Source organism: Pseudoxanthomonas taiwanensis, from assembly GCF_010093135.1.
GTDB classification, from domain to species: domain Bacteria; phylum Pseudomonadota; class Gammaproteobacteria; order Xanthomonadales; family Xanthomonadaceae; genus Pseudoxanthomonas; species Pseudoxanthomonas taiwanensis.
Map to the genome: position 1 here is coordinate 16,747 of NZ_PDWK01000017.1, position 16,879 is coordinate 33,625.

Consider the following 16,879-nt stretch of genomic DNA (forward strand, 5'->3'; position numbering starts at 1 on the left):
GGCGTTCATTCCTCCACCCGCACTTCGCGGAACATGCCGGCTTCCATGTGGTAGAGCAGGTGGCAGTGGTAGGCCCAGCGACCGAGCGCATCGGCGCGCACCCGGTAGCTGCGCTTGGTGCCTGGCGGCATGTCGATGGTGTGCTTGCGCACCATGAAGTTGCCGGATTCATCCTCGAGGTCGCTCCACAGGCCGTGGAGGTGGATCGGGTGCGACATCATCGTGTCGTTGACCAGCACGATCCGCATGCGCTCGCCATAGTTCAGCCGCAGGGGCTCCGCGTCAGCGAACTTCACTCCGTCAAAGGACCAGGCGAAGCGCTCCATGTGGCCGGTCAGGTGCAGCTCGACCGTGCGGCCGGGTTCACGTCCGTCGGGATCGCGGAACGTGCTCCGCAGGTCGGCATAGGTCAGCACGCGGCGGCCGTTGTCGCGCAGGCCGACGCCCGGATCGGACAGGCGCGGCTGCGCCGTCATCGCCTGCATGTCCACCAGCGGATTACCCGCCTCGCTGGCCGGATGCGTCTGCATCCCCTGCCCTTGCCCGCGGTGCGCGGCGTGGCCGGCATGCGGATCGGGCTGCGCGGCGGCGCCGTGCGCGGCGCGATCCATCGCGGCGTGGCCGCCGCCATGGTCCATCCCGCCGTGGCCCATGTCGGCCATGGTCAGGATCGGGCGCGGGTCGACCGCGGGCACCGGCGCTCGCAAGCCTTCCCGGACGGCGAGCGTGCCGCTGACGTAGCCGGTACGGCCGCTGTCCTGCGCGAAGATGGTGAACGCATCCTGCCCGGCCGGTTCGACGATCACGTCGAAGGTCTCGGCCACGGCGATGCGGAACTCGTCCACCGTCACCGGATGCACGTACTGGCCGTCGGCGGCGACCACGGTCATCTTCAGCCCCGGGATCCGCACGTCGAAGTACGTCATCGCGGAGCCGTTGATGAAGCGGAGGCGGACCTTCTCGCCCGACCGGAACAGCCCGGTCCAGTTGCCGAGCGAGGTCATGCCGTTCATGAGGTAGGTGTAGGTGTTGCCGTTGACGTCCGACAGGTCGGTCGGCGTCATGCGCATGCGGCCCCACATGCCGCGGTCGGCCAAAGTCGCGCGCAGGCCCTGCGTGCGCACGTCGTCGAGGAAGTCGCCGACGGTGCGCTTGTAGTAGTTGTCGTAGTCGGAGCGCTTCTTCAGGCGCTCGAACAACCGCGCCGGGTCGAGGTCGGTCCAGTCGCTGAGCATGACCACGTAATCGCGGTCATAGGCGAAGGGCTCGGGCTCCAGCGGCTCGATCACCAGCGGCCCGTAGAGGCCGGCCTGCTCCTGGAAACCGGAGTGGCTGTGGTACCAGTAGGTGCCGCCCTGTACGACGTTGAAGCGGTACTGGTAGGTCTCGCCGCGGTTGATGCCGTTGAAGCTGAGTCCGGGTACGCCGTCCATGTTCGCCGGCAGCAGGATGCCGTGCCAGTGGATCGATGTCTGGTCGCCATGGATCGAGCCGGGGGGCAGGGCATTGCGGACCCGCAGGGTGACCGTGGTGCCCTCGCGCCAGCGCAGTAGGGGCGCTGGGATCGATCCGTTGACCGTGATCGCAGGGCGCGTGGCACCGGTGAAGTTCATCGGCGTCTCGCCGATGGTCAGGTCGAATTCGGTGCCCGAGAGCACATTGGGGACGCCTTCGGCCTTGACGGCCCAGCTGGAACGGGGCCACAGGCCCAAGGTTGCGACGGCCCCGCCAACAGCAAGGCCCTGGACGAAGCGGCGGCGCGACGGGGAAGACAGCCCCTCGGCACGGCCGAAAGAATCGGATGACATGGGAACTCCGGGAGAGTGACGAGGGCTCGCGAGGCGAGCGTTTCCCTGTCGGTGCGGAGCAGCGGACAGGATCCATCAGCGCCTCGGAAGGCGCGCAGGGACACCTAGCCGATCGGAGGTCGGCAAAGATTGGTCAGTGCAGCGGACGCGTGCACCGACAGGAACGGTTCGGCGGTGTGCCGGTCCCGGATGGTGAAGTCGGCGAGTGCCGACCCGGCGATTGCCGCTGAACAACAGTGGTGCATGCAGGCACCACAATTGCCCGTCTCACAACAGTCGCCCAACGGTGGTGCTGTCCCGGTGTGATCAGCGGCCTGCGGATGATGGTGGTCGTCGGTCACCGGAGCGATCACTCCGGCCCCGTGGCAGTCGGCCGCTGTCTGCGTCGCTGTCACGTGGGCGGCGTCACCCGGGGAGTTGCTCAGGTGCTCCGTCATGTGCATGGACGCACCAGCGATGCCCGGACCGTTAGCCAGCAAGGCTACGATCAGGAACAACCGCATCAGGAGTGCGCGCAGAGGCATGCGCCCGATTATACGGACCCATGTAAACGGCAGATGAATACACCGGCAACGCGCCGGTGCAGACTCAATGGTTCCGGATGGGAAGTGCCGCTGCGAGTATGGGCCGCTTGTGTGTTCCGCCTTCCATGCATCCAACACCTGGTCACCGCAGTCCCAGCGGCTACCAGCTTAACGATGCCGCGATGACCGAGGCGGTCACGCACCACACGATGGATAGAGCACCGGCGCCCGTGTGGCCACCAGCAAGCCAAACCCAATGGACGCGCGATGGCGGCGTCCATCGGTCCTCGGATGCCTTCCGTACACACCGGCGGCGGCGCCACGCTGGAGGAGATCGACGCGATCGAGCTGTGGGGCCGCGGCATCTCCGGCTTCGCCGCCGCGCTGTTCCTCTGGCCGGGCTGGATCCGCCGCCTGTACGACGGCACCCGTGGTCGGCTGCGCGCCTGGTTCGTGCTGCTGCTGCGCACGCTGCTGGTGATGGTGGCGGTGTACGTGGCCCAGGAGGCGCTGGTGCGCTGGCTGGTGGCGCGCGGCACGCCGGCCCAGCTGCGTTCGGCCCAGCACCTGGTGCTGCTGCAGAACGGCCTGCATCGCAACCTGGTGGAGCTGGAAGGCCTGGACGTGGACCGGGCGCGGATGTCCGGGCCGGACGGCAAGGCGTTCCTGGCCGTGTTCCCGCTGCTGGGCTCGGGCCTGGGTGAGCGGGTCGAGGCCGATTTCGACCCGGCGCTGCGCGGGGAGGTCACGCGCAAGCTGGTGGTCAGCGCCATGGGCGACCCCAACGAACGCATGCGGCACTACGTCGACCTGTACGGCTCCCTGGCGGCGCTGTACCAGCCCTTCGACCAGGCCCGCGCGCAGATCCAGGCCAAGGCCGGCGGGGGGTGGCAGCAGTACCGGAAGAGGCGGCGGCGGCGCGCCCTGACCCCGGACGCGCCGCCGCGCCGCTACCACGCCAGCATCCGCAGCCAGGTACGCGGCAACGGCGTGCCGGTGCCGCATGACTGGCACCCGGCCGACCGTGCCGGCTTCATCGCCGCCGCCAGCCGCTGGCCACTGGAGGACGCGCGCACCCGCCTGCGGCAGGCCGTGGGCGAGCACATCCCCGGACTGCGCGGGGGGGCGCTGCCGGACCACGTCAACAGCCTGTACACCGAGCCGGAGCACCAGGCGCCGCTGCTGCGCGTGCTGGGCTACACCTGCATCGAATCCTTCGACGCCGGCCGCGCCGGGCGTGACGCGGCGGCGTTCAAGCGCGAGGTCTACGACCGCGAGGCCGAATGCCAGACCGCGCGCCAGCTGGCCCTGGAAGGCGATGTGCAGGCCGGGCGCGACGCCCGCCGCGCCCTGCTGGTGCCGTTCATCGCCCTGGTGTTCTCGCTGTACGGCGCGCTGGCCCACATCGCCAAGTTCGGCCTGTACACGCTGGCGCTGTTCCGCGGCTACCGCTGTTCCGCACCCCCGGGCTGTTCGCCGGCATCACCCTGGCCACGCCGGTGCTGGGCATCCTGCTGTGCGCCTGGCTGATGGCCTCGCCGGTGACGGGCAACGCGCTGTACCGCAAGCTGGAGCAGCGCCTGCCGGCGTGGCTGTCGCTGCCGGTGCGCGGCACCATCCATGGCCAGAAGCTTGGCTATCCGCTGTTCGAGGGCATCCGGGTGCACGCGCTGCGCGGCTTCGGCTTCGGCTACCACGGCGGCGAGGCCGCGGAGGAGACGGCCGGCCAGGCGCGGTGACGCGCCCTCAGGCCACGCGCGCGCGGCGCTGCCGCTCCAGGTGCACCAGCAGCAGCGAGATCGCCGCCGGGGTCATGCCGGGGATGCGCTGGGCCTGGCCGATGCTCAGCGGGCGCACCTGTTCCAGCTTCTGCCGCACCTCGGCCGACAGGCCGCGCACGGCGGCGTAGTCGAAGTCGGCCGGGATCGGGGTCTGCTCGTGGCGCTGCTGGCGCTCGATCTCCTCGCGCTGGCGGTCCAGGTAGCCGGCGTACTTGACCCCGATCTGCACCTGTTCGGCCACCTGCGCGTCGTCCACGCCCGGGCCCAGCGACGGCACCCGCATCAGCGCCGCGTAGTCCAGCTCCGGGCGCTTGAGCAGGGCCAGCGCGCGGGCCTCGCGGCTGCCCGCCACACCCAGCACCGCCTCCACCTCGCGGCCGACGGCGTTGCCGGGGGTGGCCCACAGCCCGCGCAGGCGCTCGGTCTCGCGTTCGATGGCCTCGCGCTTGGCACACAGCCGCGCCCAGCGCGCGTCGTCCACCAGACCCAGGCGGCGGCCGGTCTCGGTCAGGCGCAGGTCGGCGTTGTCCTCGCGCAACTGCAGCCGGTACTCGGCGCGGCTGGTGAACATGCGGTACGGCTCGTTGGTGCCGTGGGTGATCAGGTCGTCCACCAGCACGCCGATGTAGGCCTGGTCGCGGCGCGGGCACCAGCCCTCCTCGCCGCGGGCGAAGCGGGCGGCGTTGAGTCCGGCCAGCAGGCCCTGCGCCGCGGCCTCCTCGTAGCCGGTGGTGCCGTTGATCTGGCCGGCGAAGAACAGGCCGGCCACCAGCCGCGTCTCCAGGGTGGGCTTGAGCCCGCGCGGGTCGAAGAAGTCGTACTCGATGGCGTAGCCGGGGCGGGTGATGTGCGCGTTCTCGAAACCGCGAATCGAGCGCACCAGCTCCAGCTGCACGTCGAACGGCAGCGAGGTGGAGATACCGTTGGGGTAGATCTCCACCACGTCCAGGCCCTCCGGCTCGACGAAGACCTGGTGGCTGTCGCGGTCGGCGAAGCGGACCACCTTGTCCTCGATCGAGGGGCAGTAGCGCGGACCGATGCCCTCGATCTGCCCGGTGTACAGCGGCGAGCGGTCCAGCGCGCCGCGGATGATCTCGTGGGTGCGCGGGGTGGTGTGGGTGATCCAGCACGGCACCTGGCGCGGGTGGTCCTCGACCCGGCCCAGGAACGACATCACCGGCAGCGGGTCGTCGCCCGGCTGCATCTCCATCACCGAGTAGTCCAAGGTGCGGCCGTCGATGCGCGGCGGCGTGCCGGTCTTCAGTCGTTCGACCACGAACGGCCGCTCGCGCAGGCGCGCGGCCAGGGTCACCGACGGCGGATCGCCCATGCGCCCGGCGGCGTAGGTGGTCTGGCCGATGTGGACCTTGCCGGCCAGGAAGGTGCCGGCGGTCAGCACCACCGCCCGGGCATGAAAGCGCAGCCCGGTCTGGGTCAGTGCGCCGCGCACGGTGTCGCCCTCGATCAGCAGGTCGTCCACCGCCGCCTGGAACACCTGCAGGTTGGGCTGGGACTCGACCATGCGCCGGATCGCGGCGCGGTACAGCGCGCGGTCGGCCTGGCAGCGGGTGGCGCGCACCGCCGGGCCCTTGGAGGCGTTGAGCGTGCGCCACTGGATGCCGGCCAGGTCGGCGGCGCGGGCCATGGCCCCGCCCAGGGCGTCGATCTCCTTGACCAGGTGGCCCTTGCCGATGCCGCCGATGGCCGGGTTGCAGCTCATCGCGCCCACGGTCTCGATGTTGTGGGTCAGCAGCAGGGTACGCGCGCCGGTGCGGGCCGCGGCCAGCGCGGCCTCGGTGCCGGCGTGGCCGCCGCCGATCACGATGACGTCGTAGCGGTCGAAGGAAGCGTTCATGGCGGGCGGCGGCGCGAAGGGTGCCGATGTCCGACAGGGCCGGAACAGGGGGGATCCAGTGTCTCCCCGCCGGACATCGGCATGGACCGGTATGTACCGGTTGCGTCAGAAACCGACGCATCCGGTCACATGCTGCAAGGCGCGCCTAGCTTGGGCCAGCTCGGCGGCAGGCGCAAGCGCCGGCTCAGGGCTCGAGTGTGCGACCCGTCGCAGTCCTTGCACGCCCCTGCCGCGGAACGGACGACGGCGTGCCGCGGACGGCCTGCGGACGCGGCGCCGGAGCGGCGCGCTCGACCCGGGCCGGCATCGGCCGGCCCATGCTGGCCGGCGCCGGACCGGCCTGGCCGGCGGACATGGCCACAGGCCTGCCGCCGGAGGGCGGACGGTGCAGGGGGGATTCCTTGGCCCGGCGCACCCGGTCCAGGTCGCGCCACGGCGCGCGGTCGCCATCCCGGTCGGACGAAGGCGGCGGCGGGTGGTGTGACGGACCGCCACCCGGACCCGGCGGCCGGTGGCCGCCATCCGGGCGCGGCCCGTGCGCGGGCGGCCGGTGGTAGTGGTGGATCACGCGCGGGTATGGGTAGTAGCCGCCACCGTAGTAGCCCAGCCCCAGGGACCAGCCCGGCGTGTAGTACGGGTAGTAGGGGTAGGCGGCACCGTGGACGTCGTAGCGGTAGGTGGTGGCCGGATAGCCGCTGTAGTAACCGCCGCCCGCGCCCACGTAGCCGTAGCTCGCGCAGCCGCCCAGCGCCATCGCGATGGCCAGGCCGGTGAGCAGTCGCAGTTTCATGGGCGGTCCCCCTTGGGATGGAAGGCCAGAGTGGTGGCCACGCTTTGAATACGTGCTTAATCGGCGCGGCGCACGTGCACGGGAAAAACCGGTCGTGTGGATACGTTAACCTTGGTCCATGGATGAGCTTCCCGCCGCCGGCGACGTCCTGGACGCCGCCGCCCGCATCGCCGGCCATGTGGCCGTGACCCCGGTGCTGCGCTCCCGCGCCCTGGACGTCCTGGCCGGCTGCACCCTGGTCTTCAAGGCCGAACACCTGCAGCCCGGCGGCGCGTTCAAGCTGCGCGGCGATGGCCAGGGCGGCGCCGTGGTTGCCCGAGGAATGGGTGACCACGCCGCGCGCGAGGCCACCTGCGTGCAGGTGCAGGCCGAGACCGGCGCCACCCTGGTGCATCCATACGCCGATGCGCGGGTGATCGCCGGGCAGGGCACGGCGGCGCTGGAGCTGTTGCAGCAGGCCGGCAGCCTGGACGCGGTGGTGGTGCCGGTGGGCGGCGGCGGCCTGGCCGCGGGCACCGCGCTGGCCCTGGCCGCGGCCGCGCCGGATTGCCGGCTGGTGCTGGCCGAGCCGGCCGGCGCCGCCGACACCGCCCGCGCCCTGGTCGCCGGCGTACGGCAGACGGATTTCGTGCCCGACACCGTGTGCGACGGCCTGCGCGCGGTACTGGGCGAGCCCAACTTCCGCATCCTGCAGGCGGCCGGCGCCGAGGCGGCGGTGGTGGACGATGCCGCCACCCTCGCCGCGATGCGCCTGCTGTGGCAGGAACTGAAACAGGTGGTGGAACCTTCCTCGGCCATCGCCCTGGCGGCGGTGCTGGCGCAGCCGCAACGCTTCGCCGGCCTGCGCGTGGGCGTGGTCCTGACCGGCGGCAACGTCGACCTGGAGGCGCTGCCGTGGCGCGCCTGAAGCGGCGCCCGGGCCGGTGGCGCTGGCTGTGGCGGCTGCTGCTGCTGGCAATGCTGTGGCTGGCCGGGGTGGCCGCCTGGATCGTATGGGTGGGCCAGCGCGACCAGGCCCAGCCGGCCGACGCCATCATCGTACTGGGCGCGGCGGCCTACGACGCGCGGCCCTCGCCGGTGTTCGAGGAACGCATCCGCCACGGCCTGGCGCTGTACCGCCAGGGCTACGCCCCTGTGCTGCTGTTCACCGGCGGCTACGGCACCGGTGCGCGCTTCTCCGAATCGCAGGTGGCGCGGCGCTACGCCCTGCGCCAGGGCATCCCCGAGTCGGCCATCCTGATCGAGACCACCTCGCGCACCACCCGCCAGAACCTGCAGGAGGCGCGGCGGCTGATGCGCGAGCACGGCCTGCACCGCGCCATCGTGGTCAGCGACCCGCTGCACATGGCCCGCGCCCTGCGGCTGTGCCGCGAGCTGGGGATCGAGGCGGTCGGCTCGCCCACGCCCAGCACCCGCTTCCGCACCATCCAGACCCAGTGGCGCTTCCTGCTGCAGGAGGTCTACTTCTTCCACCGCGACCTGGTGGTGCACACCGGCTGAGGTGCGCCGTATCATGGCGCCCCCTTCCCATCGCAGTCACGCATGACCCAGGACACCTCCCGCCAGGACGCCGCCATCGCGCTGGTCCGGGCCTACTACGACGCCTTCAACCGCGGCGACCGTGCCGCCATGCTCGACCTGCTGGCCGAGGACGTGGTCCACGACCTCAACCAGGGCGCGCGCGAGACCGGGCGCGAGGCCTTCGCCGCCTTCATGCGGCGCATGGACACCTGCTACCGCGAGCAGCTGCACGAGGTGGTGGTGATGGCCAGCGCCGACGGCAGCCGCGCCGCCGCCGAGTACGTGGTGCACGGCGAGTACCTGCGCGACGACGCGGGCCTTCCCCCGGCCCGCGGCCAGCGCTACGTCCTGCCCGGCGGCGCCTTCTTCGAGGTGCGCGACGGCCGCATCGCCCGCGTGACCAACTACTACAACCTGCAGGACTGGATCGCCCAGGTCTCGCGCTGACACAGCGCGCTGCGGTCCCGCCGCGGTTTCCGGCCCCGGGCGTCCGTAGAGCCGCGCCAGCGGCGACGCGACGGATGCGCCGCACCGAGCGCAGGGGGCGGCGCGGGCGGTCCTACGGGCTGCGGCGGCGGATCGGGATGCGCGAGACCGGCACGGCGGCGATCTCCTGGCCGCCTTGGCGCACCGGCGCGCCCGGTTCCGGGCCCCAGGCCTGGGCGTAGATCACCTCCCAGGTGCTGGGCAGGCGGCCGTCGGCATCGCGCAGCGGCTCGTAGGCCGCGGCCGCCCGGGCGAAGCGGCCGCGCCCGGTGAGGCTGCGGCGGCGCGTGGCCAGGGCGTTGGTCGCGCCCAGCGCGCGCAGCTCACGCATCAGCGCCGGCAGATCCGGGTAGGTCAGGTTGAACAGGTCGCGGTCCAGCACCGGATCGCGGAAGCCGGCGGCCATCAGCGCATCACCGAACTCGGCGATGGAGGCGAACGGGCTCACGTGCGGCTGCTCGTCGGCCGCGGCGAAGGCCTCGCGCAGCTCGGCCAGGGTCTGCGGACCGAAGGTGGACACCAGCAGCATCCCGCCCGGGCGCAGCACGCGGCGGAAGCCGGCCAGCACCGCCTGCAGGTCGTCCACCCACTGCAGGCACAGGTTGGAAAACAGCACGTCCACGCTGCCCTCGGCCAGCGGCAGCGCGCGCGCGTCGGCGCACACCCGCGCGAACGGCCGCCACCAGCCGGCCTGGCGCCTGGCCTGCTGCAGCATCGGCAGGGCCAGGTCCAGGGCGATCACCCGGGCCCCGGGCCAGCGCTTCTTCATCGCCGCGGCGGCGTGGCCGGTGCCGCAACCGACGTCCACCACCACCGCCGGCGCGCGGTCGTCCAGGTAGACCAGCGACTCCAGCAGGCGCGTGCGCACCTCCTGCTGCAGTACCGCGGCCGCGTCGTAGCCGGCGGCGGCGCGCGAGAAGGCGCGGCGGACGTGGCGGAAATCGAACGACCCGGGCATCGGCCTGCACCTCAGAAGCGGATGCCGGCCATGAACGCGTCCAGCTCGGCGGCCACCGCGTCCACATGGCCCAGGAAGGGCGCATGGCCGGCGCCGGCCAGCTCGACGAAGCGCGCACCCGGCGCGCGCGCGGCGGCCTCGGCCATGCCGCGCGGGTCCACCAGGCGGTCGCGCCGGCCGGCCAGCCACAGGCTGGGCACGCGCAGCTCGGGCAGGGCGTGGCGCAGGTCGCTGCGCTCGAGCAGGCCCAGGCCGGCCTGCAGCGCCTCCGGGCTGGGTTGGCCGCGCGCGTGCAACAGCGCGCGCAGGGCACGCAGCTCGCTCTGGCCATGCTCCGATCCCAGCGTGTCCAGGGCGATGAAGCGGTCCAGGGTGCCGCCGTAATCCCTGGCCAGGTTCTCGCCGAAGCTGGCGAACACCGACGGCTCCACCGCGTGCTCCCAGCCCGGGCCACGCACGAAGCGCGGCGTGGCGGCGACCATGACCAGGCCACGCACGGAAGGCAGCGCCGCGGCCGCGCGCAGGGCGAACAGGCCGCCCAGCGACCAGCCCAGCCACACGGCCTCGGGGGTGCGCGCGGACACCTGGCTGACCACCACGCCCGGGTCCAGCGGCTCGTCGGCGTCGCGGCTGTAGCCGTGGCCGGGCAGGTCCACCAGGGGCAGGCGGTAGCGCGGGGCCAGGCGTTCGGCCAGCGGCGCGAACACGCCGCCGTGCAGGGCCCAGCCGTGGATCAGCCCCAGATCGGGGCCGCTGCCGAGGGTTTCGATATGCATGGGGCAATTGTCTCCGATGGGGGGGGCGGGCGACACCGCCACGCTGAACGCCACCCGGGCCGCGGCGCGGGTGTCCGTGTACCTCCAGGAGCCGCGCAGGCGGCGACCCGGCCGGTGCATCCGGCGCCGGCGTTCCACCGCGGCCCGCGACGGCGCCTTTTTCAGGAGGCGCCTGTTGCGCCGTCGACGCTCCCGGCGAAGCTGCATCGGTCGCGACGGAGAGGCGCGTCGCCGCCTGCGCGGCTCCTGCAGAGGGGTCAGGCGATGGCCACGGCGGCGGCGGTGCGATCGCGGGCGGCGGCCAGGGCCTGCACCAGCTGCTCCACCTGGTCGCGGGTGTGCGCCGCGGTCAGGGTCACGCGCAGGCGGCAGCCGCCTTCCGGCACCGTCGGCGGGCGGATCGCGGCGACCAGGAAACCGGCCTCCTCCCGCGCCCGGGACATGGCCAGCGCCGCCGCCTCGCTGCCGCACAGCCCCGGCTGGATTGGCGTCGAGGAGGCCACCAGCTCCAGGCCCTCGCGCGAGGCCGCCTCACGGAAGCGGGCCACGTGCTCGCGCACGCGCTCGCGCCGCCATTCGTCGCGGCGGGCCAGGCGCACCGCCGCCAGCGTCGCCGCGGCCACGGCCGGCGGCAACGCGGTGGTGTAAAGGTACGGGCGCGCGGTGCCGGCCAGGTGCTCGACCAGGTCGGCGTCGCCGGCCACCACCGCGCCCAGCCCACCCAGGGCCTTGCCCAGGGTGGCCAGCTGCAGCGGCACGTCCTCCACCGTCAGTCCGGCCTCGGCCACGCTGCCGCGGCCTTCCGGGCCGAGTACACCGATGCCGTGGGCGTCGTCCACGTAGAACAGCGCCTGCTGGCTGCGCGCCGCCAGCGCCAGCGCACGCAGCGGGGCCACGTCGCCGTCCATGCTGAACACCCCGTCGGTTGCGAGCATGGCCGCTCCGCCGGGAGCGTTGCGCAGCTGGCGCATCGCCCCTTCCGCGTCGGCATGGGGGTAGCGGCGCAGGCGGCAGCCGGCCAGGCGCGAGGCGTCGATCAGGCTGGCGTGGTTGAGCCGGTCCTGCACGCACACGTCCTCATCGCCCAGCAACGCCTGCTGCACCGCGAGGTTGGCGGTGAAGCCGGAGCCGAACAGCAGCGCGCGCGGCACGCCCAGCCACTCGGCCATCTCGCGCTCGAGCTGCTCGTGCAGGGCGTGGTGGCCACAGACCAGGTGCGAGGCGGCGCCGCCCACGCCCTCGCGCGCGGCCGCGTCCTGCAGCGCGGCGCCGACCTCGAACTGGGTGGCCAGCCCCAGGTAGTCGTTGCTGCAGAAGCCGGTCAGCCAGCGGCCGTCCACCTCCAGGCGCACGCCGTCGCGCCGGGTCACGGTGCGGCGCTGGCGCTGGCGCTCCCGGGCCACGCGTTCGGCGCGCTGCGCCCGGACGCGGTCGTGGATGTCGATGCGATGCATGGTGCGGTCCTTCCCCCCCGGAGGATGTGCGGCCAGCCTAGGCCGGCGCGGTGATGCCGGCGTGCACGGTAACGCCGGCGTCCGTCCGGGTTCCGTGATGCCGGTCACACTCGTCTGGAGGCAGCGGCCGCAGGCCCAGGCGCGCGAACAGGGCCTGGTCGCGCGCGGCGTCCGGGTTGCCCGTGGTCAGCAGCTTCTCCCCGTGGAAGATGGAGTTGGCGCCAGCCAGGAAGCACAGCGCCTGCAGTTCCTCGCTCATGCCCTCGCGGCCGGCCGACAGCCGCACCATCGAGCGCGGCATCACGATCCGCGCCACCGCGATGGTGCGCACGAACTCGAACGGATCCAGCTCGGCGGTGCCGTGCAGTGGCGTGCCCTCGACCTGCACCAGGCGGTTGATCGGCACCGAGTCCGGATGCTCGGGCAGGTTGGCCAGGGCCTGCAGCAGGCCGGCGCGCTGCTCGCGGCTCTCGCCCATGCCGACGATGCCGCCGCAGCAGGTCTTCAGCCCGGCCCGGCGCACGTGCTCCAGGGTCTGCAGGCGGTCCCGGTACTGGCGGGTGTGGATGATGTCCCCGTAGAACTCCGGCGCCGTGTCCAGGTTGTGGTTGTAGTAGTCCAGGCCGGCGTCCTTCAGCGCCTGCGCCTGTTCGGCGCTGAGCATGCCCAGGGTGGCGCAGGTCTCCAGGCCCAGCGCCTTCACCCCGCGGATCATCTCGGCCACCTTCGGGATGTCGCGGTCCTTCGGGCTGCGCCAGGCCGCGCCCATGCAGAAACGGCTGGCGCCGGCGGCGCGGGCCTGGCGCGCCTTCTCCAGCACCGCCTCCACCTCCATCAGCTTCGTGGCCCGTACCCCGGTGTGGTAGCGCTGCGCCTGCGGGCAGTAGGCGCAGTCCTCCGGGCAGCCGCCGGTCTTGACCGAAAGCAGGGTGGAAACCTGCACGGCGGCCGGGTCGAAGTGGGCGCGGTGGACGCTGGCGGCACGGAACAGCAGCTCGGGGAAAGGCAGGTCGAACAGCGCCAGCAGTTCCTCGCGGCGCCAGTCGTGGCGGATTTCCGAAGGCATGGGGGAGGTTTTCCGACTGCGGCCGGCGGCCGAAGCCGGGCAGTCTGGAAATCCGGCCCGATCCTGTCAACCCAAATACAATGGAAATGGTTTACGGAAGCCTGCGCCGGCTCCTGCACGCCCTGTCCCTGGCCCTGCTGCCGCCGCGCTGCCTGGTCTGCGGCGAGGCCGGCAGCGGCGGCCTGGACCTGTGCGCCGCCTGCCGGGACGCGCTGCCGGTGCCGACGGCCGCCTGCCGGCGCTGTGCCCTGCCGCTGCCGGAAGCGGGCGTGTGCGGCCCCTGCCAGCGCCGGCCGCCGCCGCTGGACGAGGTCCGCGCGGCCCTCCTCTACGCCGCGCCGGTGGACCGCCTGTTGCCCCGCCACAAGTTCCACCGCGACCTGGCCGCCGGCCGCCTGCTGGCGACCCTGATGGCCGCGGCCTTCGCCGGGGCGGAGCGGCCGCAGGCGCTGGTCCCGGTGCCGCTGCACCGGGCGCGGCTGCGCGAGCGCGGCTACGACCAGGCGCTGGAACTGGCCCGGCCCCTGGCGCGCCGGCTCGGCCTGCCGCTGCTGGACGGCCGCCTGCACCGGGTGCGCGCCACCGCGGCGCAGTCGGCGCTGGACGCCACCGCCCGGCGGACCAACCTGCGCGGGGCCTTCGCCGTCCGCGGCGGGCCGCTGCCGGCGCACGTGGCGCTGGTGGACGACGTGATGACCACCGGCGCCACCCTGCACGCGGCCGCGCAGGCCCTGCGCCGCGCCGGGGTGGTGCGGGTGGACGCCTGGGTGTGCGCGCGGGTGCCGTGAGGCCGGCTCAGGCGGCCGGCAGGTGGTAGTGGGCGGCGATGCCGGCGAACACCGCCAGCCCCACCCAGTTGTTGTGCAGGAAGGCGCGGAAGCACGGACCGCGCTCGCGCCGGCGGGCGATCCAGAACTCCCAGGCCACCAGCGCCGCCGCCACGGCCAGGCCGGTCCAGTAGGCGGCGCCCAGCTGCGCCTGGCGTCCGGCCAAGGCCAGGGCCACGAACAGCAGCGCGTACAGCACGCCCTGGATCACCAGGTCCAGCTCGCCGAACAGGATGGCGGTGGACTTGGAGCCGGCGCGGATGTCGTCCTCGCGGTCCACCATCGCGTACCAGGTGTCGTAGGCGGTGGACCAGAGGATGTTGGCGCAGTACAGCAGCCAGCCCAGCGCCGGCACCTCGCCCCGCACCGCGGCGAAGGCCATCGGGATGCCCCAGCCGAAGGCCATGCCCAGGTACACCTGCGGCAGATAGGTGTAGCGCTTGAGGTACGGGTAGGTGGCCGCCAGGAACAGGCCGACGAAGCTCAGCAGCACGGTCAGCCGGTTCATGGTCAGGACCAGGCCGAAGGCCACCAGCATCAGCACCGCGAACACCGCCAGCGCCTCGCGCCCGGACACTGCGCCGGTGGCCAGCGGGCGGTCGCGGGTGCGCTCGACCTGCGGGTCCAGCCAGCGGTCGGCGTAGTCGTTGATCACGCAGCCGGCCGAGCGGGTCAGCCACACGCCGGCGGTGAACACGAACAGCGTCCACGGGTCCGGCAGGCCTCCGGCGGCCAGCCACAGCGCCCACCAGGTCGGCCACAGCAGCAGCAGCACGCCGATGGGGCGGTCGCCCCGCATCAGCCTCCAGTACTGGCCCAGGCGCTCGCGCCAGCGAGGCACCGGCGCGGTGATCGGCGGTTCGTAGCGTTCATAACCCATGGCGGAGTAGCGTATCAGCTTGCTTCGGCTTCAGCCCTTCATCCAAGGCCAGTCGACTTTAATTTGGTGGGAGACAATCGCCTGCTCATTCTTTGGCTTCGGACTGTTTGGCGACATGTGTGCCGAAACGCTTGCGCAGGGTGTCGGCCAGGCTGGCGCGGGTCAGTTCGCCCATGTGGGTGTGGACGAGACGGCCATTGGCATCGAAGAACAGCGTGGTCGGCAGGCCGCGGGTGCCGGTGGCAAGCATCGCTTGCGATGGCGGATCGAGCAGCACCTGTTCGTGCAACGCCAGCCCCTGCCGTTCGAGGAAATTGCGCACGGTGGCCGCGTCCTCACCCTGGTTGAGCAGCACGATGTCGAGACCGGGATAACGTTGCGCCGCATCGGCGAACACCGGCATCTCGCGGCGACAGGGCGGGCACCAGGTCGCCCAGAGGTTGAGCACCACGGGCTTGCCGCTGCGCTCGGCCAGCCTCACCGGCGCACCGTCCAGCGTGGCGGCGGGGATATCGGGCAGGGGCGGCGCCGAGCGTTGCAGCAGCGACAGCGTGCCGGTCAGCGCGAACCACGCCAGCAGCCCGGCGACGAGGCCGGCGAACACGGGACGGCGCAGCCGCGTCTGCCGCCGCGTGCGCCACCACGTGAACGCGAGCGCCGCCGGCAGGCCGATCCACCACAGGAAACCGCCGTCGCCGATGGCGACGACCGACCACGGCGACGCGGCGTATTCGGGCCACCAGCGCAGCACGTAGCCCAGCCGCGCCGCCAGCAGGCCGACGAAGAACGCGTCGGTGAACAACGCGGCCGCCAGCTTCGGCACGGAGGCATCGACGGCGCCGCCCATGCGCCGGGCCAGCACGCGCACCAGCCACCACGCCAGCAACCCGGCGCCGGCCACCAGCACCGCGCGCATCGGGAACGGGCCCAGCGAATTCAACGGTAGACCTTGAGGTAGCGGTCCTCGAACCGGCGCTTGAGCCAGTGCAGCATGCGCGAGTTCGGTGACGTGAAGGTGCGCGATTCGCTGCGATAGACCAGCAGGCCGCCGTCGAGCGAATCGACGATGCAGGCCAGCTCGGTCTTGAAGCCGTGGTCGGCCGGTTCGCCGTGCAGTCCGGCGGCGATGTTCTTCGCCACCGCTTCGGCCTGCAGGGCGGCCTGGTGCGCCTGCTTGGCCATCCAGTCCGGGCCGGGATAGCTGCCGATGTCGCCGGCCACGTACACCCGGTCCAGGCCGCGTGCGCGGCACTGCGCGTCGGCGGCGACGAAGCCGCCGTCCGAACGCGGCAACGTGCTGTCGTCCAGCCACGCCGGGCCGGTGAGGCCGGGCATGAACAGGATCAGGTCGGCGGGGATCTCGCCGCCTTCGGTCACCACCTTGCCGGCCTCGAACCGCACCGGCTTGTGGCCGAGGTGGGTGTCGACGCCGAGGGCGCGCATGCGCGCCAGCAGCTTGCGCACCGCGGACGGGCCGAGTCGCTGGCCGGGTTCCTGCGACGGGTTGAAGAACACCAGCTTGAATTGTTCGCGCCGCCCCTGCCGGCGCAGCAGGGTGTCGATGCCGAACAGGAATTCGAACATCGGCCCGCCGCGCACCGCGCCGGGCTCCTTCGGGTTGCTGGCAAACCCGACTGCGATGGTGCCGCCGTCCATTGCCGCCAGGCGGTCGCGGATGGCCTCGGCGCTGGCGATGCCTTCGCAGGGAATGATCGCGTGTTCGATGCCCGGCAGCTTGCGCAGGTAGCGCCCGCCGGTGGCGAGGATCAGCACGTCGTTGGCCAGCTCGCCGGTGTCGGTGACCACACGGCGGCCACCGTCGAGCACCTGCTGCACGCTGCCCGGGTACCAGCGCGCGCGCATGCGTTGGAAGAAGCCGGCCAGCGGGATGCGCAGGTCGTCGCCGGTCTTCTCGCCCGACGGCAGCCAGATCAGGCTGGGCAGGTAGACCAGTTCGTTGCGCGGCGAGACCACGGTGATCTCGGCGTCGACGCGCAGTTCGCGCAGCTTGCGCAGGGCGGTGAGCGCAGCGAAGCCGCTGCCGAGGATGACGATGCGGGTCATGGCGTGGCCCTGTGCTGCGGAAAGAGGCGCCGGGCGGACCAACGCGGAGGATGTCGAGGCCGCCCGGTCGCGCCAGCGCACGCCGGCAA

At 72.6% G+C, this 16,879-nt stretch carries 17 protein-coding genes; 6 read left to right on the top strand and 11 right to left on the bottom strand.

Annotated elements, in window-relative coordinates; all coding sequences use genetic code 11:
- Positions 1 to 5: 5 nt before the first annotated feature.
- Both CR938_RS04965 and CR938_RS04970 read right to left on the bottom strand, forming a co-directional pair.
- Positions 6 to 1,808 (bottom strand): copper resistance system multicopper oxidase, encoded by a 1,803-nt coding sequence (locus CR938_RS04965; RefSeq protein WP_162123935.1) that lies wholly within the window; start codon positions 1,806 to 1,808, stop codon positions 6 to 8.
- A 104-nt stretch (positions 1,809 to 1,912) separates the two neighbouring features.
- On the bottom strand, positions 1,913 to 2,332 hold the full coding sequence (locus CR938_RS04970) for a CopL family metal-binding regulatory protein (RefSeq protein ID WP_162123936.1): 420 nt from the start codon (positions 2,330 to 2,332) through the stop codon (positions 1,913 to 1,915).
- A gap of 291 nt (positions 2,333 to 2,623) precedes the next feature.
- On the opposite strand from CR938_RS04970, the gene CR938_RS04975 reads away from it, so the two are divergent.
- Positions 2,624 to 3,862 carry a hypothetical protein gene (locus CR938_RS04975; protein ID WP_162123937.1) on the top strand — a complete coding sequence of 413 codons (1,239 nt, stop codon included), beginning with the start codon at positions 2,624 to 2,626 and terminating at the stop codon, positions 3,860 to 3,862.
- On the top strand, positions 3,832 to 4,071 hold the full coding sequence (locus CR938_RS04980; protein WP_162123938.1) for a hypothetical protein: 240 nt from the start codon (positions 3,832 to 3,834) through the stop codon (positions 4,069 to 4,071). Before CR938_RS04975 ends, CR938_RS04980 begins: the two co-directional genes overlap by 31 nt.
- A gap of 7 nt (positions 4,072 to 4,078) precedes the next feature.
- On the opposite strand, the gene mnmG is transcribed toward CR938_RS04980, so the two are convergent.
- Both mnmG and CR938_RS04990 read right to left on the bottom strand, forming a co-directional pair.
- Positions 4,079 to 5,968, bottom strand: coding sequence for a tRNA uridine-5-carboxymethylaminomethyl(34) synthesis enzyme MnmG (gene mnmG, locus CR938_RS04985; protein ID WP_162123939.1), 1,890 nt, complete (start codon positions 5,966 to 5,968; stop codon positions 4,079 to 4,081).
- A 184-nt stretch (positions 5,969 to 6,152) separates the two neighbouring features.
- On the bottom strand, positions 6,153 to 6,758 hold the full coding sequence (locus tag CR938_RS04990) for a hypothetical protein (protein ID WP_162123940.1): 606 nt from the start codon (positions 6,756 to 6,758) through the stop codon (positions 6,153 to 6,155).
- 118 nt (positions 6,759 to 6,876) lie between these two features.
- Here CR938_RS04990 and CR938_RS04995 point away from each other — a divergent pair, with 118 nt between their 5' ends.
- Genes CR938_RS04995 through CR938_RS05005 form a run of 3 tightly spaced genes read left to right on the top strand, consistent with a single transcriptional unit; the run spans position 6,877 to position 8,726 of the window.
- Positions 6,877 to 7,665, top strand: a complete 789-nt coding sequence (locus CR938_RS04995; protein WP_162123941.1) for a pyridoxal-phosphate dependent enzyme — start codon at positions 6,877 to 6,879, stop codon at positions 7,663 to 7,665.
- Positions 7,666 to 7,715: 50 nt separating this feature from the next.
- A complete protein-coding gene (locus CR938_RS05000) occupies positions 7,716 to 8,258 on the top strand; it encodes a YdcF family protein (RefSeq protein WP_246190985.1) in 543 nt (180 codons plus the stop codon).
- Positions 8,259 to 8,300: 42 nt separating this feature from the next.
- On the top strand, positions 8,301 to 8,726 hold the full coding sequence (locus CR938_RS05005) for a ketosteroid isomerase-related protein (protein WP_162123943.1): 426 nt from the start codon (positions 8,301 to 8,303) through the stop codon (positions 8,724 to 8,726).
- Between the two features lie 112 nt (positions 8,727 to 8,838).
- Here CR938_RS05005 and bioC read toward each other — a convergent pair whose 3' ends face one another.
- The 4 genes from bioC to bioB all read right to left on the bottom strand — a co-directional run bounded on the left by bioC (position 8,839) and on the right by bioB (position 13,019).
- Positions 8,839 to 9,723 (bottom strand): malonyl-ACP O-methyltransferase BioC, encoded by an 885-nt coding sequence (gene bioC, locus CR938_RS05010; protein WP_162123944.1) that lies wholly within the window; start codon positions 9,721 to 9,723, stop codon positions 8,839 to 8,841.
- An 11-nt stretch (positions 9,724 to 9,734) separates the two neighbouring features.
- Positions 9,735 to 10,499 (bottom strand): pimeloyl-ACP methyl ester esterase BioH, encoded by a 765-nt coding sequence (bioH, locus tag CR938_RS05015; protein ID WP_162123945.1) that lies wholly within the window; start codon positions 10,497 to 10,499, stop codon positions 9,735 to 9,737.
- A 257-nt stretch (positions 10,500 to 10,756) separates the two neighbouring features.
- Positions 10,757 to 11,953, bottom strand: coding sequence for an 8-amino-7-oxononanoate synthase (gene bioF, locus CR938_RS05020; RefSeq protein WP_162123946.1), 1,197 nt, complete (start codon positions 11,951 to 11,953; stop codon positions 10,757 to 10,759).
- A 37-nt stretch (positions 11,954 to 11,990) separates the two neighbouring features.
- Positions 11,991 to 13,019, bottom strand: coding sequence for a biotin synthase BioB (bioB, locus tag CR938_RS05025; RefSeq protein WP_162123947.1), 1,029 nt, complete (start codon positions 13,017 to 13,019; stop codon positions 11,991 to 11,993).
- Between the two features lie 86 nt (positions 13,020 to 13,105).
- Between bioB and CR938_RS05030 the strand changes: the two genes are divergently transcribed.
- A complete protein-coding gene (locus CR938_RS05030; protein ID WP_246190982.1) occupies positions 13,106 to 13,807 on the top strand; it encodes a ComF family protein in 702 nt (233 codons plus the stop codon).
- A gap of 7 nt (positions 13,808 to 13,814) precedes the next feature.
- Here CR938_RS05030 and ubiA read toward each other — a convergent pair whose 3' ends face one another.
- The 3 genes from ubiA to CR938_RS05045 all read right to left on the bottom strand — a co-directional run bounded on the left by ubiA (position 13,815) and on the right by CR938_RS05045 (position 16,790).
- Positions 13,815 to 14,726 carry a 4-hydroxybenzoate octaprenyltransferase gene (gene ubiA, locus CR938_RS05035; protein ID WP_162123949.1) on the bottom strand — a complete coding sequence of 304 codons (912 nt, stop codon included), beginning with the start codon at positions 14,724 to 14,726 and terminating at the stop codon, positions 13,815 to 13,817.
- A gap of 85 nt (positions 14,727 to 14,811) precedes the next feature.
- On the bottom strand, positions 14,812 to 15,666 hold the full coding sequence (locus CR938_RS05040; RefSeq protein WP_162123950.1) for a TlpA disulfide reductase family protein: 855 nt from the start codon (positions 15,664 to 15,666) through the stop codon (positions 14,812 to 14,814).
- A complete protein-coding gene (locus CR938_RS05045; RefSeq protein WP_162123951.1) occupies positions 15,663 to 16,790 on the bottom strand; it encodes an NAD(P)/FAD-dependent oxidoreductase in 1,128 nt (375 codons plus the stop codon). Before CR938_RS05045 ends, CR938_RS05040 begins: the two co-directional genes overlap by 4 nt.
- Positions 16,791 to 16,879: the final 89 nt, after the last annotated feature.

Excerpts from the sequence above, each read along its gene's own strand:
- CR938_RS04975 (WP_162123937.1), top strand. The coding sequence starts at position 2,624 with ATGCCTTCCGTACACACCGGCGGCGGCGCCACGCTGGAGGAGATCGAC.
- CR938_RS05005 (WP_162123943.1), top strand. The coding sequence starts at position 8,301 with ATGACCCAGGACACCTCCCGCCAGGACGCCGCCATCGCGCTGGTCCGG.
- CR938_RS05030 (WP_246190982.1), top strand. The coding sequence starts at position 13,106 with ATGGTTTACGGAAGCCTGCGCCGGCTCCTGCACGCCCTGTCCCTGGCC.
- CR938_RS04995 (WP_162123941.1), top strand. The coding sequence starts at position 6,877 with ATGGATGAGCTTCCCGCCGCCGGCGACGTCCTGGACGCCGCCGCCCGC.
- bioB (WP_162123947.1), bottom strand. The coding sequence starts at position 13,019 with ATGCCTTCGGAAATCCGCCACGACTGGCGCCGCGAGGAACTGCTGGCG.
- bioC (WP_162123944.1), bottom strand. The coding sequence starts at position 9,723 with ATGCCCGGGTCGTTCGATTTCCGCCACGTCCGCCGCGCCTTCTCGCGC.
- ubiA (WP_162123949.1), bottom strand. The coding sequence starts at position 14,726 with ATGGGTTATGAACGCTACGAACCGCCGATCACCGCGCCGGTGCCTCGC.
- CR938_RS05000 (WP_246190985.1), top strand. The coding sequence starts at position 7,716 with ATGCTGTGGCTGGCCGGGGTGGCCGCCTGGATCGTATGGGTGGGCCAG.
- bioF (WP_162123946.1), bottom strand. The coding sequence starts at position 11,953 with ATGCATCGCATCGACATCCACGACCGCGTCCGGGCGCAGCGCGCCGAA.
- CR938_RS05045 (WP_162123951.1), bottom strand. The coding sequence starts at position 16,790 with ATGACCCGCATCGTCATCCTCGGCAGCGGCTTCGCTGCGCTCACCGCC.
- mnmG (WP_162123939.1), bottom strand. The coding sequence starts at position 5,968 with ATGAACGCTTCCTTCGACCGCTACGACGTCATCGTGATCGGCGGCGGC.
- CR938_RS04970 (WP_162123936.1), bottom strand. The coding sequence starts at position 2,332 with ATGCCTCTGCGCGCACTCCTGATGCGGTTGTTCCTGATCGTAGCCTTG.
- CR938_RS04990 (WP_162123940.1), bottom strand. The coding sequence starts at position 6,758 with ATGAAACTGCGACTGCTCACCGGCCTGGCCATCGCGATGGCGCTGGGC.
- bioH (WP_162123945.1), bottom strand. The coding sequence starts at position 10,499 with ATGCATATCGAAACCCTCGGCAGCGGCCCCGATCTGGGGCTGATCCAC.
- CR938_RS04965 (WP_162123935.1), bottom strand. The coding sequence starts at position 1,808 with ATGTCATCCGATTCTTTCGGCCGTGCCGAGGGGCTGTCTTCCCCGTCG.